The sequence below is a fragment of the Psychrobacter frigidicola genome (assembly GCF_007997305.1).
In the GTDB taxonomy this organism is placed as follows: Bacteria; Pseudomonadota; Gammaproteobacteria; order Pseudomonadales; family Moraxellaceae; genus Psychrobacter; species Psychrobacter frigidicola.
Genome location: NZ_VORZ01000003.1, coordinates 32,938 through 52,456, shown reverse-complemented (window position 1 = coordinate 52,456; position 19,519 = coordinate 32,938). Strand labels below are relative to the sequence as shown.

Annotated in this window: 16 protein-coding genes; 8 read left to right on the top strand and 8 right to left on the bottom strand. The window is 42.2% G+C overall.

Annotated features, from left to right (window positions below; all coding sequences use genetic code 11):
* Positions 1 to 46 precede the first annotated feature (46 nt).
* From ES754_RS09395 to ES754_RS09385, 3 genes are all read right to left on the bottom strand, one after another.
* The gene (locus tag ES754_RS09395; protein ID WP_147223942.1) at positions 47 to 604 is read right to left on the bottom strand and encodes a UPF0149 family protein; all 558 of its coding nucleotides are present in this window, start codon (positions 602 to 604) and stop codon (positions 47 to 49) included.
* Between the two features lie 151 nt (positions 605 to 755).
* On the bottom strand, positions 756 to 992 hold the full coding sequence (locus ES754_RS09390; protein ID WP_147223941.1) for a PA3496 family putative envelope integrity protein: 237 nt from the start codon (positions 990 to 992) through the stop codon (positions 756 to 758).
* Between the two features lie 138 nt (positions 993 to 1,130).
* Complete coding sequence (locus ES754_RS09385) at positions 1,131 to 2,597, bottom strand: hypothetical protein (protein WP_147223940.1); 1,467 nt, start codon at positions 2,595 to 2,597, stop codon at positions 1,131 to 1,133.
* A gap of 362 nt (positions 2,598 to 2,959) precedes the next feature.
* Here ES754_RS09385 and serB point away from each other — a divergent pair, with 362 nt between their 5' ends.
* The 6 genes from serB to hemJ all read left to right on the top strand — a co-directional run bounded on the left by serB (position 2,960) and on the right by hemJ (position 8,622).
* Positions 2,960 to 4,213 (top strand): phosphoserine phosphatase SerB, encoded by a 1,254-nt coding sequence (gene serB / locus ES754_RS09380; protein WP_147223939.1) that lies wholly within the window; start codon positions 2,960 to 2,962, stop codon positions 4,211 to 4,213.
* 142 nt (positions 4,214 to 4,355) lie between these two features.
* A complete protein-coding gene (locus tag ES754_RS09375) occupies positions 4,356 to 5,360 on the top strand; it encodes a DUF368 domain-containing protein (RefSeq protein WP_147223938.1) in 1,005 nt (334 codons plus the stop codon).
* Positions 5,361 to 5,559: 199 nt separating this feature from the next.
* Positions 5,560 to 5,961, top strand: a complete 402-nt coding sequence (gene aciT / locus ES754_RS09370; protein ID WP_228267774.1) for an AciT family ciprofloxacin tolerance protein — start codon at positions 5,560 to 5,562, stop codon at positions 5,959 to 5,961.
* 283 nt (positions 5,962 to 6,244) lie between these two features.
* Entirely contained in the window at positions 6,245 to 6,751 is a 507-nt protein-coding gene (locus tag ES754_RS09365; protein WP_147223937.1) for a hypothetical protein, read from the top strand.
* Positions 6,752 to 6,939: 188 nt separating this feature from the next.
* Positions 6,940 to 8,079: a biotin synthase BioB gene (gene bioB / locus ES754_RS09360; protein ID WP_147223936.1), complete on the top strand. Its 1,140-nt coding sequence runs from the start codon at positions 6,940 to 6,942 to the stop codon at positions 8,077 to 8,079.
* Between the two features lie 108 nt (positions 8,080 to 8,187).
* A complete protein-coding gene (gene hemJ, locus ES754_RS09355; protein WP_147224184.1) occupies positions 8,188 to 8,622 on the top strand; it encodes a protoporphyrinogen oxidase HemJ in 435 nt (144 codons plus the stop codon).
* Between the two features lie 118 nt (positions 8,623 to 8,740).
* Here the strand turns inward: hemJ and ES754_RS09350 are convergent, their stop codons facing one another.
* The 5 genes from ES754_RS09350 to ES754_RS09330 all read right to left on the bottom strand — a co-directional run bounded on the left by ES754_RS09350 (position 8,741) and on the right by ES754_RS09330 (position 15,428).
* Positions 8,741 to 9,661 carry a hypothetical protein gene (locus ES754_RS09350; RefSeq protein ID WP_227677834.1) on the bottom strand — a complete coding sequence of 307 codons (921 nt, stop codon included), beginning with the start codon at positions 9,659 to 9,661 and terminating at the stop codon, positions 8,741 to 8,743.
* A 230-nt stretch (positions 9,662 to 9,891) separates the two neighbouring features.
* Positions 9,892 to 10,383, bottom strand: a complete 492-nt coding sequence (locus tag ES754_RS09345; protein WP_147223935.1) for a hypothetical protein — start codon at positions 10,381 to 10,383, stop codon at positions 9,892 to 9,894.
* A gap of 64 nt (positions 10,384 to 10,447) precedes the next feature.
* A complete protein-coding gene (gene rph / locus ES754_RS09340; protein WP_147223934.1) occupies positions 10,448 to 11,164 on the bottom strand; it encodes a ribonuclease PH in 717 nt (238 codons plus the stop codon).
* Positions 11,165 to 11,434: 270 nt separating this feature from the next.
* Positions 11,435 to 13,171 (bottom strand): AMP-binding protein, encoded by a 1,737-nt coding sequence (locus tag ES754_RS09335; protein ID WP_147224182.1) that lies wholly within the window; start codon positions 13,169 to 13,171, stop codon positions 11,435 to 11,437.
* A gap of 517 nt (positions 13,172 to 13,688) precedes the next feature.
* Positions 13,689 to 15,428, bottom strand: coding sequence for an AMP-binding protein (locus ES754_RS09330; RefSeq protein ID WP_147223933.1), 1,740 nt, complete (start codon positions 15,426 to 15,428; stop codon positions 13,689 to 13,691).
* A 490-nt stretch (positions 15,429 to 15,918) separates the two neighbouring features.
* Here ES754_RS09330 and parC point away from each other — a divergent pair, with 490 nt between their 5' ends.
* Positions 15,919 to 18,222, top strand: coding sequence for a DNA topoisomerase IV subunit A (gene parC / locus ES754_RS09325; protein ID WP_147223932.1), 2,304 nt, complete (start codon positions 15,919 to 15,921; stop codon positions 18,220 to 18,222).
* Positions 18,223 to 18,385: 163 nt separating this feature from the next.
* Entirely contained in the window at positions 18,386 to 19,504 is a 1,119-nt protein-coding gene (locus tag ES754_RS09320) for a YecA family protein (RefSeq protein ID WP_147223931.1), read from the top strand.
* Positions 19,505 to 19,519 lie beyond the last annotated feature (15 nt).

Genomic DNA, 19,519 nt, shown 5'->3' with positions numbered 1-19,519 from the left:
TACCTTTTTGATGACTTATAAAATGACTGATAACAGCCGCTCTATACTAGTCATTGGTATGAAATAATAAAAATAGCTCGGTTAAGTTTCCTTCGATACTATTGGCCATTTGTGCCATTTTATCTTGATCCGCACGCATTTGGGCAAGCTCTGGATCTTCATCATCGATACCGCTAAGCACAATCATTGGTAAGGTTAATACGGCAACATCTTCTGCCGTATCTTCATTTTCGAACCAATCATCAGCTTCATCACCATACATCGCATCAACAAAGCCAATTGACCAAGCAACGATATCTGATTCATCAGAGAAATCGACTGCGACTTCTTCATCACCAGCATCCTCACCAAAAGGCAGTGTAATAGGCGTCTCATTTTTGAGCTCATCCATGATAAAGGCGCGCCAGCGATGAATGCCATCAATAACGTTTTCTGGAACCTCTTTAACATGACCTTCAAATAGCGCGTCTATCCAGTTTGGCAGTGGACGACCAATGACGGTGGCGGTCAAAAACCCATGGGCAGCAACGCTATCAAGCACGTATTGCTGTTCAGAGTTGTCTAAAAAATCCATTAATTCGTCAGGGCTTAAAGGGTTCATCATGGGATACTTATCCTTGGGTCGATAGGTTATCAGTTACTAGGCAATTAAAAAATCGATTCAGCTTAGCACAGTTGAATTTGGCAAAACTAAATTTAGACAGTTATATAATAGTCTTATTATATAATTGGCATCTTCACCAAATGGATGACTGTTAAATATCATCATCCCAATCATCATCGCCGTCTTCATCAAAATCATCTATATCGTCTAGCTCGTCTTTTAATTCTCGAGCCAAACGCTTCTCTTCTAGCAAATTATCGATTAATCGACGTTTCTCTAAGCTGCTTAAACGTGTGCGTACGCTAGTTTCAGCCTCTTCAACCATTTTGGCATCATCGTCATCAGCGAATTCATCATCAAAATCATCATCAATATCAGCATCGCTCATGGTCAACTCCTAAACTTGAACAAAAATTAAAAATAGTGAGATACATACATGCCTTATAAAGTCTCTGTTCAACGTTGTCAATCATTTTTATACCGATGTTAAATTTAAAGGCGTTTTACAACTAAATACGAGTACTATTTAGTCTTCTTCGTTGCCGCTCATTAGTACCGCATTACGTACTTCAGCAAGACGCTCCATCATACCTGTATTGCCACCATCGAATACGGCGCATTCACGCTCATAGACAGTGGTTGGACGCTTGAGGCTATGGACTTGAACGTGACTACCAATTTGTTTCAGACCAGCATTGGGTAACAATATGAGCATTTGCTCCTTTCTACCCACGCTTTTCATTAGCTGTTTCATGGCAGGCGCTTGGGCTTGATCGCTAATACCCGCTTTAGCAGGTAGAGCAAAGCGTGACAGCTCGATGTGCTTAGTATGGATAATTTTATTGAGCATTAAATACAGTTTACCAAGCATCACGCCTGCCAGTGCTACTTTTGCATGGTCATTATCAGCTTTGAGCACTGCACATGCGCCATTGTCATCAAAACGAGGGCTATTAGACACACTCACCCCTAATAATAAGGGCTGCTTAAGCAGTTCAATAAGCGCTTGATTCAGTAGCTGAGTACAAAGCGCCAAATACGGTATACGCATCTCAGGGGTCAGGCGCTCCAGCATTTTGTATTCATCATGGAACATAATCTGTACGCTAACGCTGTCAAATGGACGAGAGGCTGATAGCTTAGATGAGCTGGGGGTAAAAAACTTAGTATTCGTATCCACATGTTCATGAGCACGATTTACTTCTGCGCTATTGTCAGATACGGTACTGCCAGTGGCATTATTACTGCTCGCTTGCAAGTCAACGTCGTAATCATTATTTTTTTGCGACTTGAAATAAGCAGTTATCCCCTCCTGAGCCGGTACTGTGTTGTCTGCTTTTTTATTAGAAGCTTTACTGCTTTTATTAGCTGGGTTATTACTAATGCGACCCTTACTAACGTTGTCATTATCTACTGCATGACTCGCGTTGGACTGCCGACCATGGGGTAATTGCCCAGCTTGTTCACGGTGCAGATTATCAATATCGCGGCTCAGCGCATTGATCTGCTCTTTGGTAGGGCGAGCAATATAGCCATAAGCGCCCCATAGTAACAGATGAAGAAGCAAAGAGCCGATAACAAACGGCCATTGCAGCGCAATAATTTCACCTTTGCTAATATCTTTTAGTGTCAACGCCACCCTGCCGATTACCGCATCGCCGTTGGTTGCAATTTGGCTAATAGTGACGCCTTGCTGCATCGGGGCATTACCCACCTGCACTAAGGTTTCGTCTTTATCACCTTCAATTACTAAGCGCGCAATATCCTGCTCACTGGTATAACGATTAGCAATAACGCTGAGGCTCACGCGGTCTTCGTTTTCTAAAGACAGGCGCGCCTCGTCAATGAGCTGAGCAATCATTTGCTCACCCTTTTGCTCACGGCTTTTAGTAAGCTGTTGGTCGGTACTAATTACCAGCAGCAGGGTTTGCAGAAGAAAACTGACCAAAACAATAATGGCAAACAACCCTTGCCGCGGCGCTAAATACGTCATGATATCGTAAACTTTTTTGGATAAGAAAAATTAAAAAAACGAGATTGTCGCTCATTCTTTGGAAAAATATGCTATTAACTAATAGGCTGAATCTAAATCGTTCTACTGAATTCTACTGCCCTTGCCTACTATAGCATCATAGTGTCTATTGTAGATATTATTGCAGATACAAGGATAGAAGCCGTCATCATAACGCTTTTATCTCCTACTTTTTTACTTTAATGCAGGTTTATGTCTTAATTAATGCTCATACTAGCTATTGAATGCGCCTTAAAAATACTTCATGGCTCATCTATAGGCGAGGCACGGTAAAGCTGTTATTATTCCTAATCTTATCTGAGCATACAAGGGACAATTGAGCCATGCCAAAAAACACGCCGTACTCGTTACCAAAAGACAGTAAAGCTTGGCAACAAGCCGTTGATTCTGTCGCCTCTTTATTACCTGAGGATATCAATTTACGAGATTTTGACGCGTTGCAGTCCTTACCTGTATTTGCCTTAATTGTGGTATTGCCCGCCCATGTCTCTGCGCTTGATATTCATCAGTATGTACAGGCGTGGGTTGATAAGCAGCCAAATTGGCATTTAGTAACCGTCGCTGAAGATAAAGAAGCCAACTTTGTTGATATCGCTATTGACGATATCAGTTTTAGTACTGAATATATTGGTACTGAAAATCCTAGTACTGAAGCTACCGTTGACTCAGAAAGTTTCACTGCATCTAAGCAACCGTTCGTTCCTGCGCAAGTATTTCGTTATTTATTAGTGCCCGTTACCGCAACGCTGATGCATCCCGCTAAAAAGACTGCTGCGGCACACATTATTGATGACCAGTTGACCACCAGTTTGCGCCGCGACTTAGCAGAAGATTATAATAACAACCATCCTGATGCCCAAGATGTGGCACTAGACAGTCAAAGCTTAGTGGATTGCCACATTTTATCTGTCGGTCATATGCTGCGCACTCATAAGCTGGTCTGTTTTGATATGGACTCTACTCTGATTGAACAAGAAGTCATCGTTGAGCTGGGAAAAATGGCAGGAGTCGGCGCGCAAGTTGAAAGCATCACCGAAGCGGCCATGCGCGGTGAGATCGATTTTGATGATTCTTTTGCTCAGCGTGTAGCGCTATTAAAAGGCCTCCCTACCACGGTTCTAGATGAGATTTGCGCGCGCCTGACCTTATCAATAGGCGCTCGCACCACTATCAGTGCCTTTAAAACTTTAGGCTATCATACTGTATTAGTATCCGGTGGCTTTACCTATTTTGCGCGTTATATCGCTGAGCAATTAGGTATTGATGAGGTGCATGCCAATCATTTGGATATTGACGACGGGGAGGTGACCGGTCATGTGCAGTTACCGATTCTCAATGGGGCTAAAAAGGCCGCTATTGTCGCGCAGACAGCTGAGCGCTTAGGACTTAATATGTCAGAAGTAGTCTGTGTTGGCGACGGCGCCAATGATTTACCAATGATGGCACTTGCCGATTTAGGCGTGGCTTATCATGCAAAACCTATCGTACAAGCGCGCGCGGATGCCGCAGTTAACGTTACGGGTCTTGAAGGGGTACTGTATGCGCTTGGCTACCCTGCTCTTACTTCTACACAATAAATTTTTTAATTATCGGTATTTTATCATCTACGTTTGATGAAAATAACGTGCGCGTGCCATAAGCTGAGTGAGCGACTTTATCGCTGATTCAGCTTATTTATTTTATCACTCTTAAATAATTACTCTTTTAAAAGGAATGTCCATGACGGCATCACCATCACCGCGCCCAGATTCGCCGTCGCCGAGTCCGCAAGTAGAGGTTGCTCCTGTACCCAAAATTCATGTGCACAATGATAGTCCCAAGCAATTACTGGGGGTTTATATTAAAGGCATGACCATGGGAGCCGCCGACATTGTACCGGGTGTCTCTGGCGGCACAATTGCGCTGATTGCTGGTATTTATGAGCGCTTGATTAATGCCATCAGTAGTATAGGTCCTAGCTTGTGGCAAGTGTTTCGTAAAGACGGCGGCATCAAAGGTTTACTTGCCGTTTGGCGACAGGTAGACGCCACGTTTTTATTGTGTTTGGTGCTGGGTATTGGGACCAGTTTAATCACTTTAGCAGGCGCTATTAAATATCTATTGGACAATGAGCCGCTATTAATCTGGTCATTTTTCTTTGGCCTTGTCGTCGCTACAGTGATTATTTTATTAACGGAGATTAAACGCTGGACGGCGGCGCGCGCAGGTTTATTTATTGTGGGAATGGTCGCTGCTGTCATCATCAGTAGTTTGCCGATGATAAATACCACGCCCAGTTTGCCATATTTATTTTTGGCGGGCGCGATTGCCATTTGTGCGATGATACTCCCTGGTATATCAGGCTCATTTATTTTGTTATTAATGGGGGCTTATGACACCGTGTTAGAAGCGGTACATACCTTTAATTTGTCTATTATTATCACTTTAATGGCAGGTATGGTCACTGGGCTGCTATTATTTACACGCATGCTTAAGTGGTTGTTATCACGTTATTATCAAGCAACACTTGCCCTCTTAACTGGCTTTATTGCTGGCTCCTTAGTGAAAGTTTGGCCTTGGAAAACGGATGCATTAGGCACGCTAAATATGGATGCTATCAATAATGTGGCACCGTGGCACTACCCTACTGGCGCCCACTGGCTCACGACATTAAGTTTGATGTTGTTGGGTGCAATCTTAGTATCAGCCCTGTCATGGTGGGGTCATCGCAGCAATAGTGAATAACCCGCTAGTATATTGAAATGCGTCATTATCTTCAATTAACAACCTCATTTAGCATAAATTTAATACCGATATATCCTGCAATAAGATCAACGAGATAGACGTCAACCACTGTCGCAAACCTGCCTCTACCCTCTTTAGCTTTATCCACTAAGCTCTCATAATGGTGTCATTAAAATTCACCTTATGACTAGCGGGATGGATGATGATATTGACTGTATTTGCAAGTAATAACATAGAAGCATGGAGCGCTAACGCCCTGCTTGGTTATGGTTTATCGATGGGCGTTGTTTTAGCGCTTATTTTATCCTCGCAGCGCTGGCTGCTATGGTATATATCTGGCGGTATAGTGTATTGGTTGAGCGTTGAAGGTATTTATAGCTTACTGCTGAACTTACTTACACTTTCAGAATGGCACAGCTACGTAGCAGCAATGGGTATCAGTTGGTTGCCAATTTTTGGCTGGATTACCTATCGGGTACTGCGCTATGATACTGTGAGCCCTGTTGCGGAACAACAGCGCGAACTCGAATCCACTTATGACAGCCGTTATATTGAACACACGCCTGTCTATGATGCTGATTTTCAGCCGCGCTTTCGCTAGCTTAAGGCTGCAAAACTTACATTATCTGTAATTTTACAAGCCATCTCATATTATTCTAACGACAACTTTCTTATCCGTGCGTTTTTTATACCCTCTGATTTCCTTATAAACTATCATGCAGGCTCAGTAATCATTGTTACACGATGCTTAATACCGTCTACGCAACTACTAAAGAATTAAGTAGGCCAAATAGTTTATAATTCAGCCATATGACTCTATAACTGCAACTAAAATTGTTATACAGTAGGTTTTATTTTATTTATTATTTTTTAGGAGCTCGACCATGTTTACTATTCCTGTCTTAGATGTTAAATCTGATCCATTAGACGTGTTGCTAGCTGCAATTGGCTACCGTTTGTCTATGCTTGCCAGTAGCGATAACGAAGAGTTCAAAGCCTTGTTAGCGGATAAAAAAGTGACTATCGAATTTGCTAGCGATGAGTCTGATGTTGCGCGTTACTATCAGTTTGATAATGCACAGTTTAGCCAACATAAGGGTCATGCCGATGACGCTACTCTGACTATTAAGTTTAAGGACTCAATGACGGGTGTAAAGCTCTTAACTCAAGGCAGTCTTCCTGCTTTTATGACCGCCGTGCAAGAGAAAAATTTAAGCATCGAAGGGGACTACAGCCAGCTCATGTGGTTCAATAAACTTGCTAAACATATTGTACCTGCTATACCAGAAGAGCTAAAACCCCATATCCAACGTGTTAAGCCTTATGCATACAAAGCCCAGCAGTTTGCAGAGCATTGGATTGGTGTGGCTAAATATAAGCTGGGTAAATAATTACTAAGTTAAAGATAAAAAATAAAAAGCTGCAGCCCTAATAAAATATTGCTCATACTTATTAATAGTCTTTAACGCAGGCCAGCTTTTTATATTAAGGTTGCGGTATACTACGGTTACCGCAACCTTTTTTATGGCCTAAATATTTAGTCTTTTTTCGTATTACTTATTATAAAAGGATTTAACTCATGGCAGGACTGCTTTCAATTACAGAACCTACCGCTAAAGGCACGGACGACTTTTTTGCGACTACTGGTCAATCTCCGACTCACTCTTTATCTCTAGACAACATAGCTCCTACAATAAATAGCCGTGAACAAATTGCCGAGCTGTTTGACTTGCCATTAATGGATTTATTATTACAAGCGCAAATGATTCATCGCGAGCACTTTATAGCCAATGAAGTACAAATCAGTACCCTATTATCAATTAAAACCGGCAACTGCCCTGAAGATTGCGGCTATTGTTCGCAGTCCGGTCATCACCGTGACAAAACTAAACTACAAGCTGAAAAACGCATTGACGTCGATAAGGTCATTGCTGCTGCTAAACGTGCAAAAGCTACGGGTTCATCGCGCTTTTGTATGGGCGCCGCCTGGAAGCATCCGAGTGCCAAAGACATGCCTTATGTGGTCGAATTAATTAAAGAAGTTAAGGACTTAGGGCTTGAGACTTGCATGACCTTAGGTATGCTCAATCCAGATCAAGCCACGCAACTGGCCGATGCTGGGCTTGATTATTACAACCATAATCTGGATACCTCAAGAACCTACTATGAAAAAGTGGTCAGTACCCGCAGCTATGATGATCGGCTCGACACGCTTGCAAACGTACGCAACTCAGGCATCAATGTCTGTAGTGGTAATATCGTCGGTATGGGTGAGAGCCGTGATGACCGTATCGACTGGGTACATGAGTTGCTCAAAATGCCAAAAGCTCCGGAGTCTATTCCAGTAAACTTACTGGTACCGATTGCCGGAACGCCTATTGGCGATAAAGTCTTAGCAGAAGGCGAGCTGTCCGTCCTTGAATGGATTCGCACCATTGCCGTTACACGCATTTGCTGCCCAACAAGCTACGTGCGCTTGTCTGCAGGTCGCGAGAGTTTATCGGATGCTGAGCAGTCTTTGGCTTTTATGGCAGGCGCAAACTCGTTCTTTTATGGTGATAAGTTGCTAACGACTAGCAATGCTAGCCAATCAGGTGATGATAGACTCATGCGTGAGCTGGGCTTAACCAAGCAATTTGCGACACCAAGAGCACCCAAACTAGTGCCCGTTCTCGATGTCATGAGCGGTCATCAGTCGCAGGTCATGCTAGCAGATTAAATAAAATTGACGCTTTGGTATATTAGCACCCTATCATCAGGCCACAATCTGCGCTAAGCTTGCCAGCTTTTATTTACAGTCAGAAACAAGAAGGTCAAATAAAATATGATGGCAGATTATATTAACTGGATTAAAGCGGCGCATATTATTTCAGTGGTCACTTGGTTTGCGGCTATTTTCTACTTACCGCGCCTATATGTTTATCATGCGATGAGCGACGATGCTATTAGCCAAGAGCGCTTCGTTATTATGGAGCGTAAGCTGTATCGAGGTATCATGACCCCATCGATGATAGCGACTTGGACTTTTGGTTTATGGATGGTCTATCTAGGTTGGGATGTATACAAAACCCAAGGTTGGCTCCACGTCAAGATTTTCCTAGTAGTGCTATTATCAGCTTATCATGGTGCATGTGGCTTTTATCGTAAAAAGCTGGTCGATAATCCACAATATAAATCACATGTTTTTTGGCGCTGGTTTAATGAAATACCAGTATTTGCTTTAGTTATTATCGTCATTTTGGTCGTGGTCAAACCTTTCTAAAATCTATTTATTGTTAAACTTACTAACCTTTAATATAAAAAGCGTCCGTAACTTATTCGCTACGGACGCTTTTTTAGCTTTGAGCAAATTTATTTTATTAGCAAACCTGAATGAATATTTAAGCCGTCGGGCGCATGATTTGATAGACATGGCTCAAGTCATAGACACGATAGCGTGCAGGCTCTTGGCGGCTCTCTCCAGCATAACTTAGTATTAATGCTTGCTTAGCGGATTCATCGACCCAGCCAACAAACAATCCACTGTGCTCAATATCGTTATAGCCATGGTTGATATAATACAGCCAATCACCCACTTCAATCTCATTACTACTGGCATAAGGCCCTTGTTCATAAACGCCATTGTGCACAGTATTCTTGGTTACCCCTGCCCGATTAAAAACAGCATTAAGATAATCCCAGCAACCACCTTGGATAATAGTACGCTCATTAAGGCTCATGGCGCGAGCAGTGCTCATCACTTCACGAGCCGCAGGGCTACTATACGCCTCAGCGTTACTCAGTAGCGGTAAATACTTACTATCTACATTATCATAGCTGTTGCTCAAAAATGCAGGAAGTACCGAAGGCATTTTCCGTTGCACGGTAGGATAGCGATAATTGGTGTTTATAGTAGGCTGCATGGCCGTGCGTGTAGGTTGCGAGTTATAATTATATTCGTTATTAGCAACAGGCTCAGATATAGTGTAGCGAGTATTGTTATTTGGATATCTAACAGTTGGAGTATTTTTAGTTAAGGATCTAGTAGTTGGATAATTGGTAGCTGTGGTTGAATAATTTACAGTAGGCGCTTGATAACTGCTCTGTGTGCGTTGAATACTAGATCGAGTACTTATCCTTGCGGCAGGTACCGCTAACTCGGGCTGAGTATATTTTTGGGCAATAAGGTCGCTCATACTATCAGCATGCACCTGACTGCCAGACACTGCCATGAGCAAGAATAACAACGCAGGCATAGTCTTTACATTGAGAGGTTGAACAAACAGTGATTTACGTAAGGCAGTAACCGACAAGCAAGGCATAACCTGCTCCTCTGAAGACAGTAATAATAACAGCAATCATTGCCATAACTATGAAATTAATAACGTCTAGTTATAAACTATTTCAGCAGCATACTGCAAGCATTATTCATGTTTAATAAATGATAATAGCTATAAAAAACAGGATAAAAGGTAAGAATGAAAACTGAGGACATTAAGAGGATATCGAAAGAAAAAAAGCGAACCTAAACAGCACGGAGCAGAAAATAGAACTAATTACTGTTCATTTTGATATTCACATGACGCTTATTAATAGACTGTCCTTGTAGAATGGCTTTGGTTGCTTGCGATTCCTGCACACTATCAAAGCCGCTGATATAGTATTTGCGCTGGTTGTCTATATCAACGATTTGTAGCTTCTCACCATCTAAAGTTATTTTATCGCTTTTAAGCAGCTGAATATGTTCACGCTTGCCTTGGTTATCATGCACCAACTCGCCTTTGCGTACCCACAATATACCGCTACTGATAACACCGCTCATGGCTTTTTTATGGTGTTGCCGCTGCCGATTAAAAAAGAAACTCCCGATAATAAGCAGGGCAAGCGCGCCAATTGCCAAGCGTTCAGGCAATAGACTCATGGCCATTGCTACTGCTACCGCGCCAATTAATAATGCCAAACCAAACCAAAACAGTCCATTATCACCCGCTGCTGGCTGCCCTCGTAAGGTAATTTTTGCACCATCATCGGTCAGCTTAAGCATGCGTTACTACCTGTTAAAGGATCATTAGAGACGGCTAGAAATAAAGTAGCCATTAACAATAAAACTACCAGCCTAGTGCAGTTTTTTGCATCGTAATAAGCTCAGCAATCCCTTTTTCAGCCATAGCGAGCATGTCATCCGCTTGGGCGCGGGTGAATGGCTTTTCTTCAGCAGTGCCTTGCAGCTCGATAAACTCACCTTTTTGGGTCATGACCACATTCAAATCCGTATCACAGCTGGCATCTTCTTCGTAGTTTAAATCCAAATAAGCTTTGCCATCTTTCATGCCAACAGAAACTGCAGCGACCAATCCAATCAAAGGATCCGCTTTTAGCTTTTTGGTTTTTTGAATGCTCTCTAAGGCATCAATTAACGCAATAGCCGCACCGGTAACGCTAGCAGTACGCGTGCCACCATCGGCTTGTAATACATCACAATCAAGATAAATGGTATTCTCACCCAACTTACTTAAGTCAATCATGGCACGTAAGCTACGGCCGATTAAACGCTGAATTTCTTGCGTACGACCAGATTGCTTACCACGAGCCGCTTCACGTTGGTTACGGGTATTGGTCGCGCGTGGCAACATACCATATTCAGCGGTAATCCAACCTTTACCTTTGCCTTTTAACCAGCGTGGTACGCCGGATTCAACACTGGCGGTACACAATACTTTGGTATCGCCAAAGCTGACCAATACTGAGCCTTCGGCGTGCTTGGTATAATGGCGCTCAAAGGTAATTGAGCGAAGTTGGTCAAGCTCGCGGTTATCAATACGCATAAAAACTCCTAGTACGGTGTTGTAAAAGCAGTAGTATAAAAACAAACAGTCTACCAATTAAACGATCCAATAATAAAACATTATCAGACAGCATAGCAGACGTAAATATTGAGGTATCCTAACGTGGCAACAGTGTAATAGCAAGATAAGTGCTCGTCATTAGGCGAAATTTTTGACAAAAATCATTATTAAAATTAAAAAAGATAAAGACAATTCTGCCTTTATCTTTCAGTTTTTAGTAATGACAATAAGTGGTTTAAGCCTAAAAGATCAATCTAAGCCTTCCATTTTACGCAGTTCTTTACGCAGTATTTTACCCACGTTTGATTTCGGTAATTCGTCAACGAACTGGACATGGCGGGGACGTTTATATCCGGTTAAGTTCTTTTTGCCAAAGTCGAGCAATTCTTTTTCAGTGACGTCAGATTTTTTAACTACAAAAATCTTAGGGTCTTCGCCGCGTTGGTCACTTGGAATACCTATAGCACCGCACTCTTTGACCGCTGGATGCTCGCTCATAATTTCTTCAATCTCATTGGGATAGACATTAAACCCTGAGACCAAAATCATATCTTTTTTACGATCGACAATTTTGATGAAGCCTTTTTCATCCATGATGCCAATGTCGCCCGTTTTCAAATAACCGTGCGCGGTAAAGCTCTCCGCCGTTTCGTCGGGACGATTTTGATAGCCAACCATCACTTGCGGGCCTTTGACACAAATCTCACCGCGCTCGCCAATAGCCACTTCATTTTCGTCATCATCAATCAGGACAATGTCAGTGCTAGACGCTGGGATACCGATTTTGCCCGTAAATTCAGCAATAGTCATCGGATTGAAAGCAACCACTGGCGAAGTTTCCGACAAGCCGTAGCCTTCCACAATCGGTAAACCCGTGATTTTATGCCACTGTTTTGCAACACTGGGTAATACGGAGGTGCCGCCACCAATTGCTGCTTTTAAGTTAGAAAAATCCAATTCGGCAAAGCTGTCTTTATTCACCAAGCCATTAAACAAGGTATTGACGGCTGGAATAAAGGATGGCTTATACTTGGCCATCTCTTTAATCAGGCCATCTAAATCACGCGGATTGGGAATCAACAAGCCAGCATAGCCTTGATACATACCATACATACCACAGACCATAAACGAGAACACATGGTACAAAGGTAGCGCGGTTAAAATCACGTCATCAGCATTGGCATCATCATCAAAGGCACTGTCCATCAAAGCGCTAATCTGTAGCATATTGGCAACCAAATTGCCGTGGCTTAACATTGCCCCTTTTGCCACGCCAGTGGTACCACCAGTATATTGTAGTAAAGCCACATCACTCAAATTCAAATCTGGGCGTTTATATTTACTAGCAGATACCGCATTTAATGCCTCTTTAAAGTTGGTACTTTCAGGCAATTGATAAGAGGGAATCATTTTTTTGATATGGCGGGCGACCAAATTGACCACGGTGCCCTTGACTGTGCCCAGCATATCGCCAAGCTTACAGACTATAACATGATCGACTGGTGCTTTAGCTTTGGCGTCTTGATAGGTCTTAGCAAAGTTTTCAACGATAAATAACACTTTTACGCCGCTGTCATCTATTTGATGCGCAAGCTCACGGCTGGTATATAAAGGGTTAACGTTAACCAAAACCATGCCCGCACGAATAATACCAAGTCCAACGATAGGATATTGCAGAATATTAGGCATCATCACGCCGACTTTATCGCCTTTCACTAGCCCTAACGACTGTAAATAACTGGCAATCTGACGGCTATATAAGTCTAATTGCTTAAAGGTAATTGACGCACCCATGCAAATATAAGCCGGTTTCTGGCCATAACGACGGAAGTTACGCTCGAATACCTCAAGCAATGACGTCTCATCTTCCGGCATATCAATCGTCGCACTAATGCCGTAACGCTCATAGGCATTTAGCCACGGTCTGTCTTTTGGAATCGTTGGCATAGTTGGAAATGCGCTCATCTGTTCCTCACCTTTCACCATACGATTTTCATGGTGCGCTTTGCTCTTAGTCGTGGCTTTAAGGTCAGGCCTTTTTTCATTACTAGTATTTTTAATGCTGTTATTGTTTTTATCAATACTTTTGTTTTTATTAGCGCTTTGGATGTTGGCATTATCAGTCATAACTTTTCCTAAATGTTACAATTAAAGGCATAGAATAATCTAATGAGGCTGCAAATGCAGTGTTGGTTAGTGATTATTTGTGAACCGAAAGTCACTGAACGCCATTAGAAGTAAGACTTTGCACTGAATCTATCATATTTTGGCATAACCAATTAAGTCTGGCCTTAGTATACATTGAACCACTTTTGCAGGCTTTATATAGTCTGCTATATAAAATATAGTACGCTGACTGTAGCAGTTTTACCAAAAAACTCTCACATGACAAAACTCTCATTTAACAAAACGCGCACCCCATAAAAAATGATAAGGCAACATCTAAGCGACCTTATCATTTTATAATCAGCAATTGGCTTGTAGAAAAAAGCTTAGACTATAGCTATTTCTTAGCGTGACTCTGTTCTTCAAGTTTACGCAGGTCTTTATGCAAAATCTTACCGACATTCGATTTTGGTAACTCATCGATAAATTCAACATGACGTGGACGCTTATAACCCGTCAAATGCTCTTTAGCGTAAGCGAGTACGTCTTCTTTAGTAAGACTATTATCTCGGCGCACTACGTAAATTTTGGGGGTTTCGCCACTTTTTTCATCTTCAATACCAATGACACCGCACTCTAAAATTTTTGGATGACCCGCCATCACCTCTTCAACTTCATTCGGATAGACGTTAAAACCGGATACTAAAATCATATTCTTTTTGCGATCAACGATAGAGATATAGCCGTCTTCATTCATAATACCGATATCACCAGTGCGGAAATATCCGTCCTCAGTCATTGATTCGCGCGTGGCCTCTTCGCGGTTCCAATAGCCTTTCATAACCTGCGGCCCTCGAACCCCAATCTCACCGCGCTCGCCAAGCTCTAGTTCATTACCCGCTTCATCTAAAATCGCAATATCAGTCCCTGGCATCGGTATGCCGATAGTGCCACTGAAAGTTGCACTATTAATAGGATTAGCGGTTGCCACTGGTGACGTTTCAGACAGGCCATACCCTTGAACAATCGTATTGCCAGTTATCTGACGCCATTTTTCTGCCGTCGAACTCAATACCGCCATACCGCCACCCATCGTGACGCGCAGCTTACTGTGATCTAACTTTTTAAACTCTTCATTATTAGCTAAGGCGTTAAACAAAGTATTGACTGCTGGAAAAAGTGTGGGTGGATGGCTTTTATAAGCCTTTATTAAGCTATCAAGGTCACGCGGATTGGGTACTAACAGTCCAATACAGCCACGATACAGACCAAACATCCCGCATAGGGTAAAAGAGAAAATATGATACAGCGGCAGTGCGGTCATAATCACCGCCTGCTCATTACTATTATCATACTCATCAAAAGCGCTGCCCAAAAAGGTATTACACTGAATAAGGTTGGCTACTAAATTCTTATGGGTGAGCATGGCACCTTTTGCGACCCCAGTGGTTCCACCGGTATATTGTAGAACAGCGACATCATCAAGATGAATATTGGTTGGACGCTTATATTGGCTCATCGTTACTTGCTTGAGCATATTTTTAAAGCTGACGCTACCCGCAATTTTATAATCGGGTACTAGTTTTTTAACATAGCGAACGACAGAGTTGACCATAAAGCCTTTAAGCGTGCCCATCAAGTCACCCATGCCGGTAATGACGACATGATCGACCACTTTGCGGCCGATGTCTTGATAGGTTTTGGCAAAGTTTTCGACCATAATTAAAGCTTTTGCGTCAGAATCAGTCAGCTGATGTTCAAGCTCTTGAGTGGTATAAAGGGGATTAACGTTGACCAAGGTAAGACCAGCACGCAGTACCCCAATGACAGCGACGGGCAGTTGCAAAACATTGGGCATCATAACGCCGACTTTATCACCTTTGACCAATCCAAGTGACTGTAAATAAGCCGCCACTTGCTGGCTATAAAGATCTACTTCTTGATAGGTCAGCTCAGAACCCATACAAACAAAAGCGGTTTTATTACCATTTTTAGCGAAGCTTTGTTCAAATATATCGATGAGCGAGGTGTTGTCAGCAGGTAATTCGATATCGTACGTGAGTCCCAGCTCTTCGTAAGTTTTTAGCCAGACTTTGTCCGCATGACGCGTAACCTTACTTTGTTCTTGATTGTCCATAATCTTATTTCTCCCAGTAAATGGTGCAATGTGCAATAACTAGCCCTTTGTTGTTTAACATACACACTTTATACAAACTACTCAATCACAAAGATTACTACTTGAGTTCGTACAAATATTTGAAGTCTACTATTTATAGTTTTATCAAAAAAATAACGTTCTATGGTAAGCCGTTTTTACGATTCGTTGCTATGACTAACCTCTATAATAATGCTAGTTTTTATTACTTTCTACTTATTCTAATTAGTTACCTATTCTGATTATTCATCTTTTAAAACCCTCGTTTTCAGAATAGTTTTAGGGGCACCTAATTTCGGGGTGCTTGGTTTTATCGTACCTCGTTCTAGCCTAAAGCACCCTAGGCTAGATTAGACGTCATAGTCTGTCGTCTATTACGGCAGACACCTTTTTAATTGCGCTGATTTCCTTTACGATAGCGCTATCTTATTTATATTTATAACAATGAACACTGATAAGCGAAACCACTTTTATGCCTGATGTTATTGATAATACACCTAATGCCGTCCTAAACGATGCGATGGACACCCGTTCTGTTGCCGAGTTCGCCGAGCAAGCCTACTTAAACTATGCCATGTACGTCATTATGGATCGGGCGTTGCCTAATATTGCCGATGGTCTAAAACCTGTGCAGCGGCGCATCATTTATGCGATGAGCGAGCTGGGACTTAAGTCTACGGCTAAGCCTAAAAAATCCGCGCGTACGGTCGGTGACGTGCTGGGTAAATATCATCCGCACGGCGACAGCGCTTGTTATGAAGCCATGGTACTGATGGCGCAACCGTTCAGCTATCGCTATCCGCTCATTTTCGGACAAGGTAACTGGGGCAGCCCTGACGACCCTAAATCCTTTGCCGCGATGCGTTATACCGAAGCTAAAATGTCCGCGTATGCCAATACCTTGCTCACAGAACTCGGACAAGGCACGGTTGATTGGCAAGACAACTTCGATGGCACGATGCAAGAGCCAACAACCTTGCCAGCACGCCTACCTAATATTTTATTAAATGGCACGACCGGTATTGCCGTCGGTATGGCAACCGATATTCCACCGCATAATCTCAATGAAGTGGTACGTGCGGCAATTCGCTTGCTTAAAAATCCTGAGCTATCAGTTAAGCAGTTAACCCAATCCATTCCTGCCCCAGATTTGCCGACCAAAGCTGAAATTATCACCAGTAAAAAAGACTTACAAGCGCTGTATGAAAGTGGACGCGGCAGCTATAAAATGCGCGCCACTTACCATATCGATGATAAAGAAAAGAACCTCGTCATTATCGATGCGCTACCCTATCAAGTATCGGGCAATAAAATCCAAGAGCAAATTGCTAAGCTCATGACCGATAAAAAGCTACCGTGGATTGTTGATATTCATGATGAATCTGACCATGAAAACGCTTGCCGTATCGTTTTAGAATTACGCTCAACGCGCGTCGATGTCGAGCGCGTAATGAGTCATTTGTTTGCCACGACAGATCTTGAAAGCAATTACCGCGTTAACATGAATATGATTGGGCTCAACGGTAAGCCGCAGGTTAAAAACCTAAAAGAAATTTTAGAAGAATGGCTCGTTTGCCGTCGCTCAGTGGTCACGCGTCGTCTAGAATATCGTCTCGATAAAATTGATAAACGCTTGCACATCCTCGCAGGTTTATTAGTTGCTTATCTTAATATTGATGAAGTCATTCGTATTATTCGTGAAGAAGATGATGCAAAATTAGCATTAATGGAAGGTTATGACTTAACCGATATCCAAGCCAATGCGATTTTGGATATTCGTCTGCGCCAATTGGCAAAATTAGAAGAATTTGAGCTGAGACGCGAGCAAGATGAACTGGCCGATGAGCGCGCCATTATTCAAGAATACCTCGATAATCCTGATAGCCTCACTGGGTTAATCATCGATGAGCTGAATGAAGATATGAAAGCACACGGTGACAATCGCATGTCACCACTAGCGGAACGTGAAGAAGCACAAGCATTGAAAGAATCCGACCTTGTCCCAAGCGAGCCTATCACTGCCGTGTTATCCAAAGCAGGCTGGATACGTGCCGCTAAAGGTCACGACGTCGATGCTACTGGTATGAGCTATCGTTCCGGCGATGGTTATCAAGCCTACGCACGCGGTAAATCTAACGAGAAAATCTATGTCCTCGATAGTACAGGGCGCAGCTATAGCATTGACGCTCATAACTTGGCATCCGCTCGTGGTCAGGGCGATCCACTGACCAGTGTCTTAAAACCGCCCTCAGGTGCTACCTTTGAGCAGCTACTTACTGGCGATAATGACCAACGTATTATTCTCGCTAGCTCGCAAGGTTATGGCTTTATCAATACCTTGGGTAATCTAGATAGCAATCAAAAAGCAGGTAAAAAAATCATTACCCTGACTGCTGATAGCCGATTGTTACCTATCACGCGTATCGATGTGTCCACAGATAGTAGCGCCAATAACACCACTGGAAGTGACGGTCTTAACCAAACGCCTGACCATCTCGCCGTTGTGACCAATGCGGGCTATTTACTTATTTTTAGCTTAGATGACTTGCCAGAACAAGCGCGTGGTAAAGGTAATAAAATGATTACTCTAAAAGACAATGAAGAAGTGCTTGCCATCACGCCATTAACTCAGCAAGACAGCCTAATAATTACTGCAGGCAAACGTCATGTGACCTTAAAGCCAATGGACTTAGCCAACTACACGTCAAAACGCGGTAGCCGTGGTAGTCAATTACCGAGAGGCTTTCAGAATGTGACGAGTGTTGAGGTTGGGTGATTGGGTTTTGTCTTATAGAGTATTGTGCTAAAAGTCTAGCTTAGACTTGATTACTTTACGAGAACTACTTGCTCACGCACTCGCATTTTCTGCTGAGCAAGGCATTAAAATTTAGTTCTACTCTCAAGTATTTTGTCAGCAAACTAAAAATAAGTAGGAATCTATGAAAATTGGACGCAATGAGAAGTGTTGGTGCGGTTCAGGAAAGAAATTTAAACGTTGTCACAATGGACGCGAGAATGAGACTCCTGTGAGTAAAGGCGAAGCTATTAATCATAGCCAGAAAAACGCTTTACGAAAGTGTTGTTATGTCCCCACTGATTTAAAGCACGAGTGCAGTAAAAAAATCATTAATGCTCACACCGTTTCAAAAAGCAGTAGTCTAAAAGAAATTGCAGATGAAAGTAATCATGTTTTAGGACTGAAAATAAACTTAGCGAATATAATAAAAAATGAAGGAAAGCTAGTTCCTGAAAAAATAGGTATTAATCAAGCATCCACATTTAAAGGGTTCTGCTCAACACATGATAAGTCTCTTTTTTCTTGTATCGAAGATAGAGAGTTTGTTGGAGATGACGAACAGTGCTTAGCCCTAATGTATCGCTCAGTAGCGAAAGAGCTTTATGCTAAAGAAGGTGGGCTTAACAATTCTGAGTTTGCTAAAAGTACTGATAAGGGTAAGCACCTATTGGGTCAATTATCTATTCAAAATTTTGTTGCAGATCAACAGAAAGCGCTCAATGCGTCTCTCGCAGAATTATCGGAGCTTAAATCTGAACTTGATGATCAGCTCCTAGGAAAATCAGTTGGCAATTTGAGTCATCTTATTATTGATTCAACGTCACCTATGCCTGTCGCTGTTTCTTCAATTGTTGCACCTATAAATGACTTTAATGGAAATTTAATTCAAGATTTAGGTGACCTAAGTATTGTTGCTGAGCACTTAGTTTTTAATTCATTTTCTAGTGATGGTAAAGGTTATGTGGTTTTTAGTTGGTCGAAAAACTCTACCAAAGTGTTAAGTTTCATTAACTCATTATTAGCTTTAGAACCAAACAAAATTTTTAGTGCGCTGATTCGGTTCTTTTTTGGAGTTGCTGAAAATACATTTACTTCACCTGTGTGGTGGAGTGGTCTATCGGATGAACAAAAAGATAAAACAAAGAATCTTATTATGTCAGGAGTAAATCCATTCAAGCCTACTGATAATAATTTACTGGTTGATGATGGTATTAATTTTTCGGGGTGGGAAATCAGTAACCTTAGGAAAATACATTTTTAACAAGAACCTTAAACG

Excerpts from the sequence above, each read along its gene's own strand:
- rph (WP_147223934.1), bottom strand. The coding sequence starts at position 11,164 with ATGCGTATTGATAACCGCGAGCTTGACCAACTTCGCTCAATTACCTTT.
- ES754_RS09395 (WP_147223942.1), bottom strand. The coding sequence starts at position 604 with ATGATGAACCCTTTAAGCCCTGACGAATTAATGGATTTTTTAGACAAC.
- ES754_RS09350 (WP_227677834.1), bottom strand. The coding sequence starts at position 9,661 with ATGCCTTGCTTGTCGGTTACTGCCTTACGTAAATCACTGTTTGTTCAA.
- bioB (WP_147223936.1), top strand. The coding sequence starts at position 6,940 with ATGGCAGGACTGCTTTCAATTACAGAACCTACCGCTAAAGGCACGGAC.
- serB (WP_147223939.1), top strand. The coding sequence starts at position 2,960 with ATGCCAAAAAACACGCCGTACTCGTTACCAAAAGACAGTAAAGCTTGG.
- ES754_RS09365 (WP_147223937.1), top strand. The coding sequence starts at position 6,245 with ATGTTTACTATTCCTGTCTTAGATGTTAAATCTGATCCATTAGACGTG.
- ES754_RS09320 (WP_147223931.1), top strand. The coding sequence starts at position 18,386 with ATGAAAATTGGACGCAATGAGAAGTGTTGGTGCGGTTCAGGAAAGAAA.
- ES754_RS09330 (WP_147223933.1), bottom strand. The coding sequence starts at position 15,428 with ATGGACAATCAAGAACAAAGTAAGGTTACGCGTCATGCGGACAAAGTC.
- aciT (WP_228267774.1), top strand. The coding sequence starts at position 5,560 with ATGATGATATTGACTGTATTTGCAAGTAATAACATAGAAGCATGGAGC.
- ES754_RS09385 (WP_147223940.1), bottom strand. The coding sequence starts at position 2,597 with ATGACGTATTTAGCGCCGCGGCAAGGGTTGTTTGCCATTATTGTTTTG.
- hemJ (WP_147224184.1), top strand. The coding sequence starts at position 8,188 with ATGGCAGATTATATTAACTGGATTAAAGCGGCGCATATTATTTCAGTG.
- parC (WP_147223932.1), top strand. The coding sequence starts at position 15,919 with ATGCCTGATGTTATTGATAATACACCTAATGCCGTCCTAAACGATGCG.
- ES754_RS09345 (WP_147223935.1), bottom strand. The coding sequence starts at position 10,383 with ATGCTTAAGCTGACCGATGATGGTGCAAAAATTACCTTACGAGGGCAG.
- ES754_RS09375 (WP_147223938.1), top strand. The coding sequence starts at position 4,356 with ATGACGGCATCACCATCACCGCGCCCAGATTCGCCGTCGCCGAGTCCG.
- ES754_RS09390 (WP_147223941.1), bottom strand. The coding sequence starts at position 992 with ATGAGCGATGCTGATATTGATGATGATTTTGATGATGAATTCGCTGAT.
- ES754_RS09335 (WP_147224182.1), bottom strand. The coding sequence starts at position 13,171 with ATGGTGAAAGGTGAGGAACAGATGAGCGCATTTCCAACTATGCCAACG.